Genomic DNA, 17,648 nt, shown 5'->3' with positions numbered 1-17,648 from the left:
CAAACGCCAGAGCCCGCCCGAATCACGCGGGGATACGCGGTGAATTGCCTGTGAAACACCAATGATACGCGGGCGATTCCCTTGCAGGACCGCCCACCAAACCGCGCCCCGATAGTCCAACATCGTCCCAAAGGCAACCCGCCAGCGTGCGCGCATTGGCGCAATCGTTCTTCAGCCGCGCTAGGCAGATCGCGCGCCGCTCGCTATGGCCGCGCCATGTCCGGTGAAATCTCCCCTCTCATGGCCAGCCTCAATGTCGCTGTCGGCGGCGCGGCGGGCTCTGTGCTGCGCTATCATGCCGGCCGCGCCGTTGCGCATCTGGCCGGGCCGGACAACGCCTTCCCGTGGGGGACGCTCGGCGTCAATATCCTCGGCAGCCTGCTGATGGGCGTGTTGGTGGGCTGGCTCGCGCGCGGCAGTGCGGAGGCGCAGACGGCCGAAAATGTCCGGTTGCTGATCGGCGTCGGCCTGCTTGGCGGGTTCACCACCTTCAGCGCTTTCAGCGCCGAGCTTGTGACCCTGCTGCATCGCGGACAGGCGCTGCTCGCCATCGGCTATGCCGCCGCCTCGCTGGTCGCCGGAATGGCAGCGGTCATCATCGGCCTTGTCGCCGCCCAGAGTGCATCATGACCGAGACCCCGACCGATAACGTCCGCCAGTTCACCGTCAGCGAAGATGACGACGGCATCCGGCTGGACCGCTGGTTCAAGCGCAATCTGCCGCAGATCGGCTTTGCCACCGTGTCGCGCTGGGCGCGCACCGGGCAGATCCGGGTGGATGGCAAGCGCGCCAAGCCGGAAGATCGGCTGGAACAAGGTCAGGTCCTGCGGGTGCCCCCCGGCGGCGAGGACACGCCCGCCGCCAGGAAAGCCGCGCCGCGCCTGCGCAGCCTCAGCCCCGAACAGATCGCCGAGGCCAAGGGCATGGTGATCCGCCAAACGGCGAGCGCGATCGTGCTCAACAAGCCCCCCGGCCTTGCCACCCAAGGCGGCAGCAAGACGACCAAGCATATCGACGGGCTGCTCGATGCCTTTGTCGAGGGCAATGCGCCGCGCCCGCGCCTGGTCCACCGGCTCGACAAGGACACCTCGGGCGTGCTGCTGATCGCGCGCACGCCGGGGGCTGCTGCGAGTTACTCGAAGCGCTTCGCCAGCCGTTCGGCGCGCAAGGTCTATTGGGCGCTGGTTGTCGGCGTGCCGAAGCTGTCCGAAGGCGTGATCGACGCCCCGCTCGCCAAACAGCCGGGCACCGGCGGCGAAAAGATGCATATCGACGAGGAGAACGGGGCGGCTGCCAAAACCCGTTACCGCGTGGTCGAGCGGGCGGGCCAACGCGCCGCATGGGTCGAGCTTGAACCCCTGACCGGCCGCACGCACCAGCTGCGCGTCCACATGGCCGCGATCGGCCACCCGATTGTGGGCGACGGCAAATATGGCGGGCCGGATAGCTTCCTCACCGGTGCGGTCAGCCGCAAGATGCACCTGCACGCGCGCCGCCTCATCATCTCCGAACCCAAGGTCGGTGAAGGCACTGGCGGCAAGCTGGATGTGACCGCCGAGCTCCCGCCGCACTTTGCCATGAGCATGGAAGTGCTGGGCTTTGACCCGGGCCTGTCCGACGCTTCACCCATGGGTGACGAGGCGCCCGAACGGACGGGTGAGGAAAAGAAGCAGGCCGCCCGCCGCCACTTCAAGCAGGCGCGCAAGGAGGCCCGCGCACCGCGCCGTGCGCGCGGGGATGCGAGCGCCAAGCCGAAGGCCAAGGGCAAGCCCAAGGCCAAACCGGGCCTCAAGCCGGGAGGCAAGCCCAAGCCCAAGCCCAAGGGAGCAGGCCGCAAGCCGACTCGCTGATGCACCCCAATCCGCTCTACCGCACCGATGACCGCGCCCTGTGCGAAAGCCTGATCGACGAGATCGGCTTCGGCATGGTCTTCGCCCAGACCCCCGACGGGCCGAGGGTGGCACATACGCCGCTGCTCTCGACCGGCGACGGGGCGGTGCAGTTTCACCTTGCGCGCGGCAATGCGCTGGCGCGGCACTTGGAAGGCAGCACCGCCCTGATCGTGGTCAACGGGCCGGACGCCTATGTCAGCCCGCGCTGGTATGCCAACCGCGACACCGTGCCGACCTGGGACTACATCGCGCTTGAGCTCGAAGGCCGGGTGCGGCGCATGGATGACGAGGGGCTGGAAGCCTTCCTCCACGCCGCGATCGAAAAGCACGAAGGGCGGCTGGACGGCGCGCCGTGGCTGGCGAGCGAATCCTCGGACAAGGTCTGGAGCGGGCTGTTCCGCGGCATCATGGGATTCGAGCTGGAGGTGCAGGCCTGGCGCCCGACGCTCAAGCTTTCGCAGAACAAGCCCGCCGAAGAGCGCGCGGCGATTGCGGACGGGCTTGATGCAGCGGGCCACGCCGCGCTCGCCCATCTGGTGCGGGGTTTTGCCGCATGAGGCTCGCCGTGTTCGATTGCGACGGCACGCTGGTCGATGGGCAGGCGGATGTCTGCTGGGCGATGGCGCGCGCCTTTGCCCGCGCCGGCCTGCCCGCGCCCGAGGTGTCCGCCGTGCGCCGCGCTGTCGGGCTGAGCCTGCCGCAAGCCGTGCGGACGCTGTCGCCCGATCTCACCGAGGATCAGAACCGCGCCGTTACCGAATTCTACCGTTCGAGCTTCCGTGCGCGGCGGGAGGAAGGCTTGCTCGACGAGCCGCTCTATGATGGCATCGCCGAGCTGCTCCGCAATCTGCACGGCGCGGGCTGGAGCCTTGCGGTCGCCACCGGCAAGTCCGACCGCGGGCTCGCCGCCTGCCTCGCGACCCATGGGATCGCCAATCTGTTCGTCTCGCTCCAGACCGCCGACCGCCACCCGTCCAAGCCGCATCCCGCCATGCTGGAGGCCGCGCTGTTCGAGGCGGGCGCAACCCGCGAACAGGCTGTGATGATTGGCGACACCAGTTTCGACATGCTGATGGCGCGCAGTATCGGGGTCGCAGGGATTGGCGTTGGCTGGGGCTATCACGCCGCGCCCGAATTGCTGGCGAGCGGCGCGGCGCGGGTGGTCAGCACCGCCGAGGCGCTGGCCGCTGCGCTTGAGGAGGCCTTGCCATGAGCCGATCCGACCGCGACCTCGCCGAAGCGCGCGCCCGCACCGGCTTCATCATCATCAACCTCGTGCGGTTCAGCGGGGTTGCGCTGGTGATGCTGGGCTTTGCCATCGTGCGCGGGGTCATCGACCTGCCTTATGCGGTGGGCGCGGTGATCGCGGTCGTGGGCTTTATCGAGGTGTTCTTCCTCCCGCGCTTCATCGCGCGCCGCTTCAAGGCTGGAGATGGGACGCCCAAATGATCCGCCGGTTCTACAAGGAGGCAACGCTCGGAGTGCAACCGGGTGGCTATCAGGTGCTGCTTGACGGTCGCGGGGTAAAGACCGTCGGCGGCGCGGCGCAGATCGTTCCGACCGCGGCGCTGGGCGAGGCGCTGGCGGCGGAATGGCGGCAGCAGGGCGACACAATCGATCCCGCCAGCCTGCCGCTGCGCGACCTGGCCGACTATGCGATCGACGTCGTCACGCCCGATCCCGCGGCGATTGCGGAAGGCCTCATCGCCTATGCCGAGACCGATACGCTCTGCTACCGCGCCGATCCCGACGAGCCGCTCCACGCGCACCAGCACGCGGTGTGGGAGCCGCTGCTTGCGGCGTTCGAAGCGGCGCATGGCATCACCTTGGTCCGGGTCAACGGCGTGCTCCACCGCCCGCAACCCGAGGCGTCTCTGGCCGTGCTGCGCCAGCGGCTCGCGGCGCTGGATCCCTTTGCGCTGGCGGGCGTGCAGACAATGACCACGCTTGCCGCATCGCTGGTGACCGCGCTTTCCGCGCTCGATGCCGACCACGCGGATGAACCGCGCGCGCTGTGGCAGGCGGTGTGCCTCGAAGAGGAATGGCAGGCCGACCTGTGGGGCCGCGACTGGGAAGCCGAAGAACGCCGCGCCCGGCGCGAGGCCGATTTCCTGCGCGCCTATGGCTTTGCGCGGTTGGCGCGGGTTGAGCCTAAGGGTTGAGGGCTCGAACCAATGAGAAGATCGCCGCGATAAGGCTGATGATCATGGCCGGAACGATAGTACCCAGGTTCTCGCGAACCTCTTTGCCGAATTGGGCGTTCGAGGCGCTTTCCGACCGATAGAATATCGCGAACAACGCAACCAAGGCGACAATGTTGAAGCCAGCAATTGCGACTGTTGCAATGCCCTGTTCAGTCCATGGCGGGGGCACAAGCCACAAATAGGCAATAGTAGCCAACGCGGCCCCAAAGACCGAGATCGTGATTGAACGCGACACTCCCGAAAAGCGACCGACTAAGGTTCTTTGCGAATTTGATTGGTGACAACATAGGTCAAACTGGCACCAAGCGCTCCGACAAGGAGAGCGGGAAACAAGGCACCGGTCGCAGCCACGATGGCCGCGCCAGCACCCACGCCCGAGAGAGCAGAATTTGCAGCGAGGCCGGTCTGGGAGAACAACATCCCCTGCCGGTCATCTGAGCGGACTTTTTCCATGTCTAAGTATTAGCAAAAATTCTCTGGATTTTCAAGTCCATCAGTGACGCTGGGCCTTCACCCTCCCGCGACCCAATCCGCCACTTCGGCAGCGACGCGGTTCGCCGCGACATTCAGCGCCGCGCCGACCGCGCGGGTATCGGCGGTCACGCCCCCCTCGCGCGCTTCGAAACGACGGGTGGTGACTGCCCCTTCCTTGTCCACCCGCACCGCATCGAACCGCACCACCGCCTCCGATGTGCGCGCCTCGTAGCCCATATCGATCAGCGTGCCGCGCAAGGTCACGGTTGCCAACATCGCCGTATCGTCGCCATCGACCACCATTGCCGCGCCGCGCGAACGGATGGTTTCCCCCACCAGCCGCCGGAACAGGCGGGCAGGCTTTTCCACCCAGAACGCCTCTTGCAGATAGGCCAGTTCGGTTGCGCTGACCTCGACCGGCACCCGCAGCACGTCGAGCTTGGCAGGCGTATCGAAGGTCAGCACCGCGACAACCGGGCGCTCCCCACCTTGAGCGATGCCCTGCCCGGCCGGCGCGCGGACTTCGGGGTTCAGCGTCAGCAGGCTTTCAGGCGGCTCTCCGCCAAGGCTGATGCAGCCGGGCAGCGCCAGCAGAAGGAGCGGAGCAAGCAGGATTGGCCGGGTCAGGAAGGTCATGGCAGCGGTCATCCTCATTTCGGCTTGTAGTCGGGCAGCGACTTGCCGCCCACCAGCGCGCCCGCACCTTCGCTTTCGAGCTTCTCGGTGATCGCGCGCAGCGCGCGGCTGGTGGCACGCAGGTCCTGCAGGGTCGCCTCGGCATTGGGCAGCGTGCTGGTGCGCAGCTGACGCGCCGCCGGGCGGGTGTCCTCGAGCGTCGCCGCGAGCGACGCGAGCGCGGCATTGGCCGACTTCAGCGTCTCCCGCAGTTCGCGCGCCAGCGGCTCGCCTTCCTTGCTCATCAGCGTGTCGGTGGTGAGCGCCAGCTTTTCAGCGGCATCCAGCGTCTGGTTGAATTCCTGCATCGTGACGCGGAATTCCTTGAGGTTCGCGGTCAATTCCGGCGCCGCATCGGCCAGCCCGCCAGTCAGGCGGTTGGTGTTCTTGAGGATGCCCGCCAGTTCTTCCTGGTTCTCTGGGCCGAGGATCGTGTTCAGCTGTTCGGTCAAGGTCGCCAGCCGTTCGAGCAGCAGCGGCGCATTCGCCACGATCTCGCCAAAGCCGCCGCGTCCCGGGGGGATCACCGGGCGGCCTTCAGGGCAGGCGGTGGTCTCACAGGTGATCGGCGGATTGTCCTTGCGCGCGCCATCCAGCAGGATCGTCGACACGCCGGTAAAGCTCGCCTGAATAGTTGCCTGCGTGCCGACAAGGATCGGTACATCTTCCCCGACCTTGATCCGCACCCGGACGAATTCGGGATTGTCCTTGGCCAGCGCGATTTCGGTCACCTGGCCCACCGGCACACCCGCAAAGCTGACCTGACTGCCCTTGGCGAGGCCGGAGACCGACTGGCCATAGAAGATGTCGAATTCGTCCTGCTTGCCTTCGCCCAGCCGCGCGATCCAGACGATGAAGGCGGCCAGCACCGCCAGCAACACCAGCGTCACCGCACCGACCCACAGATGATTGGCTCTGGTTTCCATGTGCGTTTCCTATGCGGCGCAGGCGGCGCGCTTGTCCATTACTATCCGGCTCATGCCTGGCTCCTGAGGTGCGCGTCATGAGCAGAGCGGCCGCGCGGACCGCCGAAATATTCTTCGATCCAAGGATGCTTCGTCGCGATCAGTTCCGGGATGGTGCCAACCGCGATAATCTTCTTCTCCGCAATCACCGCCACCCGGTCGCATATCTCGTAAAGCGTATCGAGATCATGGGTTATGAGAAATACGGTCAGGCCCAGCGTTTCCTTCAGTTCGCGGGTCAGCCGGTCGAACTTCGCCGCGCCGATCGGGTCGAGCCCGGCGGTCGGTTCGTCCAGAAACAGCAATTCAGGATCGAGCGCCAGAGCGCGAGCGAGGCCCGCGCGTTTCTTCATGCCGCCCGAAAGCTCGGACGGGAACTTGGCCACCGCATCTTCGGGCAGGCCGGTAAGGATCACCTTGTAGCGCGCGATCTCGGTCCGCAGGGATTGGTCGAGATCGGGGTAATATTTCCTGAGCGGAACTTCGACATTTTCTCCCACGGTCAGCGTCGAAAACAGCGCCCCGCCCTGAAACAAGACGCCCCAGCGGCGGCGCACGCCGATGCCCTGTTCCAGATCGAGTTCGGTGATGGTGCGGCCCAGCACATCGATCCGCCCCTCGCTCGGCCGTTGCAAGCCGATGATCGAGCGCATCAGCACCGATTTGCCCGTGCCCGAGCCGCCGACCACGCCCAGGATCTCGCCGCGCCGCACCTTCAGATCGAGTCCGTCGTGCACCGTCACATCGCCGAAGCGGTTGACCAGCCCTTCGACCACGATGGGGTAGTCCGCGTCCTCGTGATGCATGTCGCCCGCCATCGCTCAGCCCCACCCGACTTCGGTGAAGAACACCGCGAAAAACGCATCGAGCACGATCACCGCAAAGATCGCCGAGACCACGGCCATGGTCGTGCGGCGGCCCACTTCCTCGGAATCGCCGCGCACTTGCATCCCGTGATAACAGCCCGCCAGCGCCACGATCAGCCCGAACACCGGAGCCTTGATTAGCCCGACCCACAGGTCATGGGTCGGGACCACCTCCTGAATACGGAGCAGGAAGGTCACAAACGGAATGCCGAGCGTCAGGTCGCCCACCACCGCGCCGCCGATGATCGCCATCAGCGAGGAATAGAAGCCCAGCAGCAGCATCATGAACGTCGCCGCCAGAATGCGCGGGATCACCAGCACCTCGATCGGCGAGACGCCGATGGTGCGCATCGCGTCGATCTCCTCTGTCAGTTTCATTGTCCCGATCTGCGCGGCGAAGGCGCTGCCGGATCGGCCCGCGACCATGATCGCGGTCATCAGCACGCCGAGCTCGCGCAAGGTGATGCGGCCGACAAGGTTCACCGTCAGCGCCTCGGCACCGAATTGTTCGAGCTGGACCGAGCCCTGCTGCGCGATGACAATGCCGATCAGGAAGCTCATCAACCCGATGATCGGCAAAGCGGTCACGCCGACCAGTTCCATCTGGTGCACCAGCGCCTTGATCGGAAAGCGGGTCGGGTGGCGCAGCAGACTGGCCCCGCCGAGCAGGATCTGACCGAAGAAACCGACCACGCCGTAAATGCCGCGGCGCGCCCCGAACACCTTTTCACCCAACGCCGTGGGCACACGTTCCCACACGGGCAGGCGGGGGGCGCGGGTATCGCCGCGCGCGTCGATCCCGCGCATCGCAGTCAGCAGCCGCTCGGCCGCCTCGCTCGCGCCGGTGATGTCGCAATTGTGTTCGCGTGCGAGCCGGCACACCACCCAGGCACCGACCGTGTCGATCTCGTCCACCGCGGCCAGATCAATGCTGGCGAGCGGGCCGTTGATGCGCTTGAGGTCGGATTCGATAGGGCCGATATTGGCCAGCGTCAGCCGCCCTGACAGCACCAGCCGGGCGGTGTCCGCGCCTGCTTCCTCCAGCGTATATTGCGCGGCGTCCTGCATCGGATGGCAGCTATGGGGTGATTTTTCGCCCCCGGCAAGGCTCTCGCGCCGAACCGCAATTGCCTTCCATCATTGCATCGCAACATAGGTGCTGGCATGGCGCGGGGCATCATGAGCGACACTGTGCAACCCACTCTCCCGACCACGTTTGACCCCGCCGAAATCGAGGCGCGCTGGTATTCCCATTGGGAGGCGAACGGCCTGTTCCGGCCCGAGCGGCCCGATGCCGAGGCCTTCACCATCGTCAACCCGCCGCCAAATGTGACCGGCTCGCTCCACATCGGCCACGCGCTCGACAACACCTTGCAGGACGTGGTGATCCGCTATGAGCGGCTGCGCGGCAAGGACGCGCTGTGGGTGGTCGGCACCGACCATGCGGGCATCGCCACGCAGATGGTGGTCGAACGCCAGATGGAAGCGCGGCAGGACAAGCGCACCAATTACTCGCGTGAGGCCTTCGTCGAGAAGGTGTGGGAGTGGAAGGCTGAAAGCGGCGGCACGATCACCAACCAGCTGCGCCGCCTTGGCTGCTCGATGGACTGGAGCCGCGAGCAGTTCACGATGGACCCGCACTTTACCAAGGCGGTGATCAAAACCTTCGTCGACCTCTACAACGACGACCTCATCTACCGCGACAAGCGGCTGGTGAACTGGGACCCGAAACTCAAGACCGCGATCAGCGACCTTGAGGTCGAGACGCAGACGATTGCGGGGAGCTTCTGGCACTTCAAATATCCGCTCGCCGACGGCGCAACGCTCGACGACGGGCGCGACTATCTCGAAGTCGCCACCACCCGGCCCGAGACGATGCTCGCCGACATGGCCGTGGCGGTGAACCCCGCGGACGAGCGCTACCAGAGCGTGATCGGCAAGCACGTGATCCTGCCGCTGACCGGCCGCCGCATCCCGGTGATTGCCGATGAACACGCCGATCCGGAGCTGGGGAGCGGCTGCGTCAAGATCACCCCGGGGCATGACTTCAACGACTTCGAAGTCGGCAAGCGCGCCGGCATCGCGCCCGCCGAGATGCTCAACATGCTCGATGCCGAGGCGAACGTGTGCCAGACGGCGGACGGGCTGGTGCCGGATGAATTCCTCGGCCTCCACCGCTTCAAGCGCGACGGCGTCGACGGTGCACGCGAGCTGGTGGTGGCGCGGATGAAGGCGCTCGGCCTCCTCATCCCGCATGTCACCAAGGACAAGGAAGGCAACGACGTCGAGCACGACGCCGAGCCGCGCCAGATCGCGACCCCCTTCGGCGACCGCGCCGGCGTGGTGATCGAGCCGTGGCTGACCGACCAGTGGTATGTGAACGCAGCGGAACTGGCGAAGAAGCCGATCGAAGCCGTGCGCTCGGGCGACATCCAGATCGTGCCCAAGACCTGGGAGAAGACCTTCTTCAACTGGATGGAGAACATCCAGCCGTGGTGCGTGTCGCGCCAGCTGTGGTGGGGGCACCGGATTCCGGCGTGGTTCGCCGAGGATGGCCGCTGCTTCGTCGCCGAAACCGCCGAGGCCGCGCAGGCCAAGGCGGGTGAAGGCGTCGCGCTGACGCAGGACGAGGACGTGCTCGACACGTGGTTCTCCTCCGCGCTGTGGCCCTTCGCCACGCTCGGCTGGCCGGAGGACGGCGCGCCGCTCCTGCAGAAGCACTTCCCCAACTCGCTCCTCATCTCGGGCTTCGACATCCTGTTTTTCTGGGATGCCCGCATGATGATGATGGGCTTCTACAATATGGGCCAGAAGCCCTGGGACACGCTCTATCTCCATGGCCTCGTGCGCGCGGCGGATGGGGCGAAGATGTCGAAGTCCAAGGGCAACGTGGTCGATCCGCTCGGCCTCATCGACCAGTATGGCGCCGACGCCCTCAGGTTCTTCATGGCGGCGATGGAGAGCCAGGGCCGCGACATCAAGATGGATGAAAAGCGGGTCGAGGGATACCGCAACTTCGCCACCAAGCTGTGGAACGCGGCGCGCTTCTGCCAGTCGAACGGCATCGGTGCCTCGGACACGATCAAGGCTCCGGCAGCGCGCCTCGCGGCCAACCAGTGGATCATCGGCGAGGTGCAGGCCTGCGTCACCGAGATCGAAAAGGCGATGGCCGACCTGCGCTTCGACGCGGCGGCCAATGCGATCTATCAGTTCACCTGGTCGAAGTTCTGCGACTGGTATCTGGAGCTCATCAAGCCGGTCTTCGCCGGGGACGCCGACAGCGCGCCCGCGGTGGAAACCCGTGCGGTCGCCGGGTGGGCGCTCGACCAGATCCTCGTCATGCTTCACCCCTTCATGCCCTTCATCACCGAAGAGCTGTGGCACAAGCTGGGCGCGCGCGATTACGAGCTGATCCTCGCCCAGTGGCCCGCCCCGGAAGCGGAAGTCTCGAAAGAGGCGACCGACGCGATTGACTGGGTGATCGACCTCACCACCAACACCCGCAGCGCCAAGAACGAGCTCGGCATCGCGCCGGGGGCCAAGCTGGCGGCATTCCTTGCCGCGCCATCCGATGTGGCAACCCGCACCATCGAGCGCAGCAGCGCGGCCATCGAGCGCCTCGCGCGCCTCACCCCGGTGACCATCGGCGAGGCCCCCGCTGGCCCCGCCATGCAGGTGACTGCGGGTGAGGACGTGTTCGTGATCCCGCTCGAAGGGATCGTCGATATCGCGGCCGAAAAGGCGCGGCTGGAAAAGGCGCTGGCGGCCAGCACCAAGGAGGCCAAGAGCCTCGACGGGCGCCTCTCCAACCCCGCCTTCGCCGAGAAGGCCAAACCCGAAGCGGTCGAAAAGGCCCGCGCCGATCTCGCCCACCACACGGGCGAGGTCGAGCGGCTGACCGCGGCGCTGGCGCGGCTGGGGTGAGCTTGCTTACCCCTCCGTCAGCGCTTCGCGCTGCCACCTCCCCATCCCTTCGGGACGGGGAGGGACGTATTTGTCGGCCTACCGCTTCGCTGCTTGAGACCGGAAGTCCCTCCCCGTTGCGCAGCAATGGGGAGGTGGCAGACGCCGCAGGCGGCTGACGGAGGGGTGCCATGACCCTCACCCTTGCCACGGACGACACCGGCGGGCCGGAGATCTTCGCCTCGCTGCAAGGCGAAGGGCCGAGCGCCGGGATGCCGGTCGCCTTCGTGCGGCTGTCGCGTTGCAACCTCGCCTGCACCTGGTGCGACACGGCCTATACGTGGCGCTTCGAGGGCGACAACCGCCCGCATCGCGACGGGATCGCCTTTGCGCGCAAGGCCAATCAGGTGACGCTCTCGCCTGCGGAGACAGCTGAGCGGATCGCCGCGCTGGGCCAGAAGCGCCTCGTCATCACCGGAGGCGAGCCGCTGTTGCAGGCGGGCGCGCTGGCCGAGATGCTGGCGCACCTGCCGGACATTGCGGTGGAGATCGAGACCAACGGTATGGTCGCAAGCCCTGCACGGCTGGATGTGCGGGTCGACCAGTACAATGTCAGCCCGAAACTGGCGCATAGCGGCAACCCGGCCGACCTCGCGCTGATCCCCGAACGCCTCGACGCATGGGCGGCGGACCCCCGCGCCTTCCTGAAGTTCGTGATCGCCGCGCCTGAGGATGTGGACGAGGTGCTGGCATTGCAGCGACGCTACCGCTTCAAACCCGAACGCGTGTTCCTGATGGCCGAGGGGACGGACAGCGCCACACTGCGCGCGCGGCAGGCGTGGCTTTCGGAGCTATGCCTCAAGCACGGGTTCCGCATGAGCGACCGGCTGCATATTCACCTCTATGGGGATACGCGGGGCACCTAGTTTGCCTGCGTGACCGCGGAGGCGCGGGCGCAAGCAGCAGCCCCTTAACCCTGACTTCTCCAGCGCATCACCACGCGCTCGACCAGTTCTTCTTCGCCGCCGTCCTTGCTCCACAGTTCGACGAAGCTGGGATCTTCGGAGGCCGGGCGCTTGTGTTCTTCGAGATTGTCGAAGGTCACGCGGATCGGGATCGCCACGCCTTCGCCGCAGATGATGCATTCGCGGTTGCGCAGCGCCGGGATCGAATCGAGAAAGCCGCGCGCGCCTTCGGGCATCGCGGCGCGCACGAAGGCCTGGTCGCGGTCGTTGTTGAGGCGCATCGCAATGATCGTGCCGCACTGCGACAGCACGCCTTCGGCGAGGTCGGAGGGACGCTGCGTGATCAGGCCGAGGCTGATGCCGTATTTGCGGCCTTCCTTGGCGATCCGGCTGAGGATCTTGCCGACGGATGATCCATCGGCGTTCTTCTCGTTGGGGACATAACGGTGCGCTTCTTCGCACACCAGCAGCACGGGCCGGGTCTTTTCGTCGCGGCTCCAGATCGCAAAGTCGAACACCAGGCGCGACAGCACCGCCACCACGGTCGAGGTGATATCGGAGGGCACGCCCGACACATCGATGATCGAGATCGGGCGGCCGTGACCGGGCATGCGGAAGATCTTGCCGATGAAATCGACCATCGTGTCGCCCACCAGCATGCCTGAGAACATGAACTGGTAGCGCGGATCGGCCTTGATCTCGTCGAGCTTCTGCTTGATCCGCATATAGGGCGCGGACGAGGTGGCCTTGTCGAGCTTGCCCATCTCATCCTGAAGGATGTTGCTGAAGTCCGACAGCAGATAGGGAATCGGCGAATCCACCGTGATCTTGCCCATGGTCTGCGCCAACCGGCTTTTCGAGCGCGCGGCGAGCAGCACCTTGGCGAGAATGTCGGCGTCGACCTGACGTTCGTTCCCGCTGCTCGACAGCAGCACTTCGCAATGCTCCTCGTAGTTCATAAGCCAATAGGGCATCTGAAGGTTGGAGACATCGAGGATCTGTCCCGTGGTGCGGAAAGCGGCGCTGTATTCGCCGTGCGGGTCGATCATCACGATATGACCCTTGGGCGCGGCCTCGCAGATGCGGTGCAGGATCAGCGCGGCGCTGGTCGATTTGCCGGTCCCGGTCGATCCGAGCAGCGCAAAGTGCTTGCCGAGCATCGCGTCGATATAGAGCCCGGCGCGGATGTCCTTGGTCGGGAACACCTTGCCGATGGTGATGCTGGCGCGGCCATCGCTGGCGTAGATCTGTTCAAGATCGCGAGTGGTCGCGGGATAGATCATCGCGCCGGGGATCGGATAGCGGGTGACCCCGCGCTTGAAGCCATTGATCCGCCCGGTCAGCTTTTCCTCGCCGCCTTCGCCCAGAAAATCGATATGGGCGATGATCCCGCCATCACTGCGGCGGTCCTTGCGCTGGTCGCGGACGTTGGCGAGCAGCCAGGCATCGCCGACGCGGATCTTGATCTGGCTGCCGACCTGTCCGGCCAGCGCGATCGAGGGATCGGCGTCCTTCATGCAATCGTTGAGACGCTGAAGATCAAGCGCGATCTGCGAGCCCGAGCCCGAAATCTCAAGCACCACGCCGATAGGCAGCCGCGCATTGTCCTGGCTGATGGCGTGGGCCGATGCCCCCTCTTCCGCACCCGCCGAATTGGGGCCGGTGAAGCGCTCGAAATCTTGCCTGCCGTGATCGGTCATCCGCGCATTCCCTTGACGCTCCCGTTGGAGCAGGCAGGAGATAAGAGAGACGAGGTTAAGATCGCGTCAACATTGCGGGGGCCTGTCGGTGCGCTGGCGGTATCAGGCGCGGGCGAACAGCCGGCCGGCGAGCCACCCCATCCCGAGCGAAAGCGCAATCGCGCCAAGGCCATAGAGGAACGACCAGCGCTGGGCCGCCGACACCACCTGTCCTTCCAGCCCGGCCTTGACCACCTCGATCCGCGCCGTCGCGCTCGCCAGCACCCGGCCGCGGGCGATGGCGAAGGTTTCGGCGGTATAGCGTCCGGTGGTGACGTTGGAGGGCAGATCGATGCGCGCCTGATAAAGCACCTTTTCCGCGATGCTCACTCCGCGCGGGTTCTCCTGATAAAGCCCCTGCCGCCGCCGCAATTCGACCAGACCTTGCGCAAAGCGGGCCTGTTCCACCGGATCGATCTGGCCGGAGGGCGAAAGCTGGATGAAATCCGTGCCAAGCTCGTAAATCGCCGCCGTGCGTTGATCGACGATCTCGCCGACCGGGCGGGAGGAGGCGACCGCGAAGAACGCGGGAGCGGAACGAAAGTCGCTCGACCCGGCATTGGCCCAGATGCCGATGATGCGTTCCTTCTCGCGGATGCGCACCGGCTCGGTCGGGCCCTTGAGGACGACGACGATGTCATAATCCCCGGCGCGGCCGGTGCCCGACGGATCGATCACCGCGCCGTAGAGCAGCAGCCGCGCACCGGTGAAGCCCTGCCGCACCTCGATGCGCGACTGGCTGACAGCGGGCACCAGAATGGGTTCTCGCTGCGCTGACAGCGTCGCCCAGGCGACCGCCAGCAGGATCAGCCGCCCTGCCATGCTCACCGCGCAGCCCTCACAGCGGAACCACGGTGTAGATTTCGTCGGGCTGCACGCCGAGCCCATAGAGCATCCTCAGCGCAATCAGCAGCACCAGCGCTGCGAGCGCGAGGCGCAGGTATTCGGGTTTGGCCTTGAGCGCGATCTGGGTGCCGAACTGCGCCCCCAGCACCGATCCCAGCAGCAGCAGCGCCGCCAGTACGAGATCGACCGCCTTGGTCGTCAGCGCGTGAGTCATCGTCGTCACCATCGTCACGAACAGGATCTGGAACAGCGAGGTGCCCACGACGACATTGCCGCTCATGCCGAGGATATAGAGCATCGCCGGCACCAGCAGAAACCCGCCGCCCACGCCCATCAGCATGGTGAGGATACCGACCAGCATCCCGAGGATCGCCGGGGCCAGCGGCGAGATATACAGCCCCGAGGCATAGAACCGCCAGCGATAGGGCAGGCTCGCGACCAGCGGGTGGTGGCGGCGCTTTTTCACCTGCACGCCCGCTCTGCCGAGCAGGCCGGGGCGCAGCGCGCTCACCGCCTCGCGCATCATCAGCATCCCGATCGAGCCGAGCATCAGCACATAGAGGATCGAGATCACGACATCGATCTGCCCGAGCGATTGCAGCACCCGGAACAGGCCCGCTCCGATCAGCGCGCCGACAATCCCGCCGCCAACCATCACCCCGCCCATGCGGTAGTCCACCCCCTTGCGGCGCGAATGGGCGAGCACGCCCGAAACGCTCGCGCCGGTCACTTGGGTCGCCGCCGACGCCGCAGCCACTGTCGGCGGGATGCCGTAGAAGATCAGCAGGGGCGTCGTCAGAAAGCCGCCGCCGACCCCGAACAGGCCCGACAGGATGCCGGTCAGCCCGCCCAGCAGCACGATATAGAGGCCGTTGACCGAGAGATTCGCGATGGGCAGGTAAACGTCCATGCGCGGGAGGGTAGACCAGCGGCGAAGGTGATGAAAGTCAGCGGCAGCGCGTTCCTGTTGGTGAGGCGGCGGTTTTGCGTGTTTCGGCGGCTTGATCGGCCCGCAGCGATCAGAACCGGGTCGATAATGTCGCGGCCAGCCCGGAATCCGGCCCGGCATCGCCCGCCACACGCTCCCGCCAATCGACCGAAAGGCGCGCGGGCACCTCGCCCAGCATGAGATCGAGCCGCACAGTCGGGCCGATGTCGATCCGCTCTGCATCTTTCTGTGCCCCGCCCCATGCCGCCGCGCCAAGGCTGAGGTGCACCGCATCGCCGGTCAACCCGGCGACCTTGGGCCATTCGCCGGTTACGCTCGCTTGCCCGTCGGCAAAGCCGGTGGGGTCCGGGCCGCCCACCCAGCCCGCCTGACCATAGGCCTCCAGCCGCGCACCATAGGGCAGCGGCATCGGCGCCAGGTCGCTGACGACATAGGCGGCCGGTCGCCAAGAGTCGCTGAACGCCCCGTCGGTATAGCGCAGCTCGCCCGCCAGCCGCAGGGGGGCGCGGCCCAGCGGGCGGGCCGAAGCGCCCAGCGCCAGCTCGCTTTCACCCCTGCGCACCAGCGCGCGATAGGCCCGGGCGTAGAGCCGCGGGTCATGCGGGGAGGCGGGGGTGAGGCGATATTGCAGCACCGCGCCCGCCTGGCTCGCGCCATAGATCGGCACCCGCCCCTGCGAGATCGGCGCGGCGTTCGAACCCTGACGCCAGAACGCCCAGGCATCGACCGACCACCGTCTGGCCGGAGCAGGCGGGGGCGCGGCGGGGCGTGCCGGGACGAATGGCGCGGCAGCGGGCCAATCGCGATGGCCGGTCGGGAGTGTGACTTCGATCCCGGCGATCACGGCGCCGTCCCGGGTCAAATCGCGCAGAGTGGCGGGCCTCAGCCCTTGCTGTGCCACCGCAATCTCGCCGTCGCTACCGCCGCCCCCGGATACGTCAGCGCGCCAGACCATTGCGGTGGAGGCAATCGGCAGCACGCCTGCTCCCCGCCGTTCTGGCGCAAGCGGCAGCAGCGGCGCGGGTGGCGCGGCGATCAATGTCGCGGTCGGCGGATTTGGGGTAAGGACGGGCAGATCGCGGCCGGGGACTGAGGGCAGAAACGGATTGTCCCACCACACCGCCCGCGCCGCGCTCCATCCGCTGACCAGCACCACCAGCATCACCAGCGGTCCGCCCCGGACGTGCACATGGGCGTGCGCGGTGTTGCTCCCCGCCGTCATGATCGCCCGGCCGGTATCCCCACCAGCGAGACCGGATGGGCATCATGCTCGGTCTTGTCCCACACCGCCGCCCGGCCGCCGAGCGTGCGGGCATAGGCAAAGACCGCGCGGCGGCCGGCGATGATCGCGATGACGTTGGCCAGCGGCAGACGCAGCACCGCCCGCAGCCCCTCGCTGATGCCATATTCGCGCGCGGTGAACGCGAACCGCATCGCGATCCGCCACACGAAGGCGGCGCTATCGGCGATCAACACCGCCCTCAGCGCCGGGGTCAGCGGTGCGGGTTCGGCAATGCCGGTCACGACGATGGCCCCCATCACGCCGGTCAGCAGCACCAGCGCATAGCCCACCAGCATCACCAGCGCCGTCAACGGCCCGCGCCGGTCGCGCGCGCGCATCCAGAATTCGCTCGCCCCGCCCGCCCAGCCGACGCGGTCCCAGCCTTGCAGCGCGATGCCGAGCACCCAGCGGCTCTTCTGCCGCACGACGGTGTCGAAGCGGTGCGGGAAAAAGGCGCGGGTCGCGATCAGCCGCCCATCCACGCCGCGTGCCCGGATGAAGCGGCAGCGCCCGCCCGCCGCCGCAATAGCGAGCCCCAGCTCGTAATCCTCGGTCAGCGAGTCGCTGGCAAAGGGCAGGCCCCCGCCGCCGCCGGCGCTGTGACGCTCCACCAGGCGGTCAAGCGCGCGGCGGGAGACAGCGCAGCCCACGCCCGCCCCCGGAATGCCCGCGCCCAAGGCATCGCGCACCACCAGCGCCTTGCCGTGGGCTTCAACGAATGATGCGTTATCGCAACTAAGATGTCCGCTTTCGGGAAGCGAATAACCTCAGCTCAATGACCGAAACTGGAGGGGGAGCCGCCTGACCGCTTTCGGATGATAGAACGCAATAGCTGCCGTCGAACGCAGCCGAGCAATGCGTCGCCATTCGACCAGACCCAGTCACTCA

Annotated in this window: 18 protein-coding genes and 1 pseudogene; 8 read left to right on the top strand and 11 right to left on the bottom strand. The window is 66.6% G+C overall.

The window, feature by feature from the left end; all coding sequences use genetic code 11:
• The first annotated feature begins 216 nt into the window (after nt 1-216).
• From crcB to ACLBKT_RS01640, 6 genes are read left to right on the top strand one after another with little or no spacing between them, the layout of a single operon-like run.
• On the top strand, nt 217-630 hold the full coding sequence (crcB, locus tag ACLBKT_RS01665) for a fluoride efflux transporter CrcB (RefSeq protein ID WP_410181245.1): 414 nt from the start codon (nt 217-219) through the stop codon (nt 628-630).
• Nucleotides 627-1,850, top strand: coding sequence for an RluA family pseudouridine synthase (locus ACLBKT_RS01660; protein ID WP_410181244.1), 1,224 nt, complete (start codon nt 627-629; stop codon nt 1,848-1,850). Before crcB ends, ACLBKT_RS01660 begins: the two co-directional genes overlap by 4 nt.
• Nucleotides 1,850-2,449 carry an FMN-binding negative transcriptional regulator gene (locus tag ACLBKT_RS01655; RefSeq protein WP_410181243.1) on the top strand — a complete coding sequence of 200 codons (600 nt, stop codon included), beginning with the start codon at nt 1,850-1,852 and terminating at the stop codon, nt 2,447-2,449. The genes ACLBKT_RS01660 and ACLBKT_RS01655 overlap by 1 nt, the downstream gene beginning before the upstream one ends.
• Nucleotides 2,446-3,105 carry an HAD-IA family hydrolase gene (locus tag ACLBKT_RS01650; protein ID WP_410181242.1) on the top strand — a complete coding sequence of 220 codons (660 nt, stop codon included), beginning with the start codon at nt 2,446-2,448 and terminating at the stop codon, nt 3,103-3,105. Before ACLBKT_RS01655 ends, ACLBKT_RS01650 begins: the two co-directional genes overlap by 4 nt.
• The gene (locus ACLBKT_RS01645) at nt 3,102-3,341 is read left to right on the top strand and encodes a hypothetical protein (protein WP_410181241.1); all 240 of its coding nucleotides are present in this window, start codon (nt 3,102-3,104) and stop codon (nt 3,339-3,341) included. The genes ACLBKT_RS01650 and ACLBKT_RS01645 overlap by 4 nt, the downstream gene beginning before the upstream one ends.
• The gene (locus tag ACLBKT_RS01640; RefSeq protein WP_410183627.1) at nt 3,341-4,054 is read left to right on the top strand and encodes an ATP12 family chaperone protein; all 714 of its coding nucleotides are present in this window, start codon (nt 3,341-3,343) and stop codon (nt 4,052-4,054) included. The genes ACLBKT_RS01645 and ACLBKT_RS01640 overlap by 1 nt, the downstream gene beginning before the upstream one ends.
• Here the strand turns inward: ACLBKT_RS01640 and ACLBKT_RS01635 are convergent.
• The 6 genes from ACLBKT_RS01635 to ACLBKT_RS01610 are packed head-to-tail and all read right to left on the bottom strand — an operon-like array spanning nt 4,044 to nt 8,144.
• On the bottom strand, nt 4,044-4,331 hold the full coding sequence (locus ACLBKT_RS01635) for a hypothetical protein (RefSeq protein WP_410181240.1): 288 nt from the start codon (nt 4,329-4,331) through the stop codon (nt 4,044-4,046). The genes ACLBKT_RS01640 and ACLBKT_RS01635 overlap by 11 nt on opposite strands.
• Nucleotides 4,332-4,348: 17 nt before the next feature.
• Entirely contained in the window at nt 4,349-4,549 is a 201-nt protein-coding gene (locus ACLBKT_RS01630; protein ID WP_410181239.1) for a hypothetical protein, read from the bottom strand.
• A 57-nt stretch (nt 4,550-4,606) separates the two neighbouring features.
• Complete coding sequence (locus ACLBKT_RS01625) at nt 4,607-5,206, bottom strand: ABC-type transport auxiliary lipoprotein family protein (RefSeq protein ID WP_410181238.1); 600 nt, start codon at nt 5,204-5,206, stop codon at nt 4,607-4,609.
• A 14-nt stretch (nt 5,207-5,220) separates the two neighbouring features.
• Nucleotides 5,221-6,171, bottom strand: coding sequence for an MlaD family protein (locus ACLBKT_RS01620; protein ID WP_410181237.1), 951 nt, complete (start codon nt 6,169-6,171; stop codon nt 5,221-5,223).
• 50 nt (nt 6,172-6,221) lie between these two features.
• The gene (locus tag ACLBKT_RS01615) at nt 6,222-7,016 is read right to left on the bottom strand and encodes an ABC transporter ATP-binding protein (protein WP_410181236.1); all 795 of its coding nucleotides are present in this window, start codon (nt 7,014-7,016) and stop codon (nt 6,222-6,224) included.
• Nucleotides 7,017-7,031: 15 nt separating this feature from the next.
• Nucleotides 7,032-8,144 carry an MlaE family lipid ABC transporter permease subunit gene (locus ACLBKT_RS01610; RefSeq protein WP_410181235.1) on the bottom strand — a complete coding sequence of 371 codons (1,113 nt, stop codon included), beginning with the start codon at nt 8,142-8,144 and terminating at the stop codon, nt 7,032-7,034.
• Between the two features lie 111 nt (nt 8,145-8,255).
• On the opposite strand from ACLBKT_RS01610, the gene ACLBKT_RS01605 reads away from it, so the two are divergent.
• Both ACLBKT_RS01605 and ACLBKT_RS01600 read left to right on the top strand, forming a co-directional pair.
• Nucleotides 8,256-11,000 (top strand): valine--tRNA ligase, encoded by a 2,745-nt coding sequence (locus ACLBKT_RS01605; protein WP_410181234.1) that lies wholly within the window; start codon nt 8,256-8,258, stop codon nt 10,998-11,000.
• 170 nt (nt 11,001-11,170) lie between these two features.
• Entirely contained in the window at nt 11,171-11,905 is a 735-nt protein-coding gene (locus ACLBKT_RS01600) for a 7-carboxy-7-deazaguanine synthase QueE (protein WP_410181233.1), read from the top strand.
• Between the two features lie 44 nt (nt 11,906-11,949).
• Here ACLBKT_RS01600 and ACLBKT_RS01595 read toward each other — a convergent pair whose 3' ends face one another.
• From ACLBKT_RS01595 to ACLBKT_RS01575, 5 genes and pseudogenes are all read right to left on the bottom strand, one after another.
• Complete coding sequence (locus tag ACLBKT_RS01595) at nt 11,950-13,644, bottom strand: ATP-binding protein (protein ID WP_410181232.1); 1,695 nt, start codon at nt 13,642-13,644, stop codon at nt 11,950-11,952.
• A 102-nt stretch (nt 13,645-13,746) separates the two neighbouring features.
• Entirely contained in the window at nt 13,747-14,505 is a 759-nt protein-coding gene (locus tag ACLBKT_RS01590) for a TIGR02186 family protein (RefSeq protein ID WP_410181231.1), read from the bottom strand.
• 16 nt (nt 14,506-14,521) lie between these two features.
• Entirely contained in the window at nt 14,522-15,439 is a 918-nt protein-coding gene (locus tag ACLBKT_RS01585) for a sulfite exporter TauE/SafE family protein (protein WP_410181230.1), read from the bottom strand.
• 109 nt (nt 15,440-15,548) lie between these two features.
• Nucleotides 15,549-16,700, bottom strand: a complete 1,152-nt coding sequence (locus tag ACLBKT_RS01580) for a hypothetical protein (protein ID WP_410181229.1) — start codon at nt 16,698-16,700, stop codon at nt 15,549-15,551.
• Nucleotides 16,697-17,476, bottom strand: a pseudogene (locus tag ACLBKT_RS01575) (glycosyltransferase family 2 protein); the annotation flags it as partial. The pseudogene ACLBKT_RS01575 and the gene ACLBKT_RS01580, both read right to left, overlap by 4 nt.
• Between the last annotated feature and the right edge of the window lie 172 nt (nt 17,477-17,648).

It is taken from the genome of Erythrobacter sp. W302b (assembly GCF_046452395.1).
Classification (GTDB): Bacteria; Pseudomonadota; Alphaproteobacteria; order Sphingomonadales; family Sphingomonadaceae; genus Erythrobacter.
This window is presented reverse-complemented; position numbering and strand designations above follow the sequence as displayed.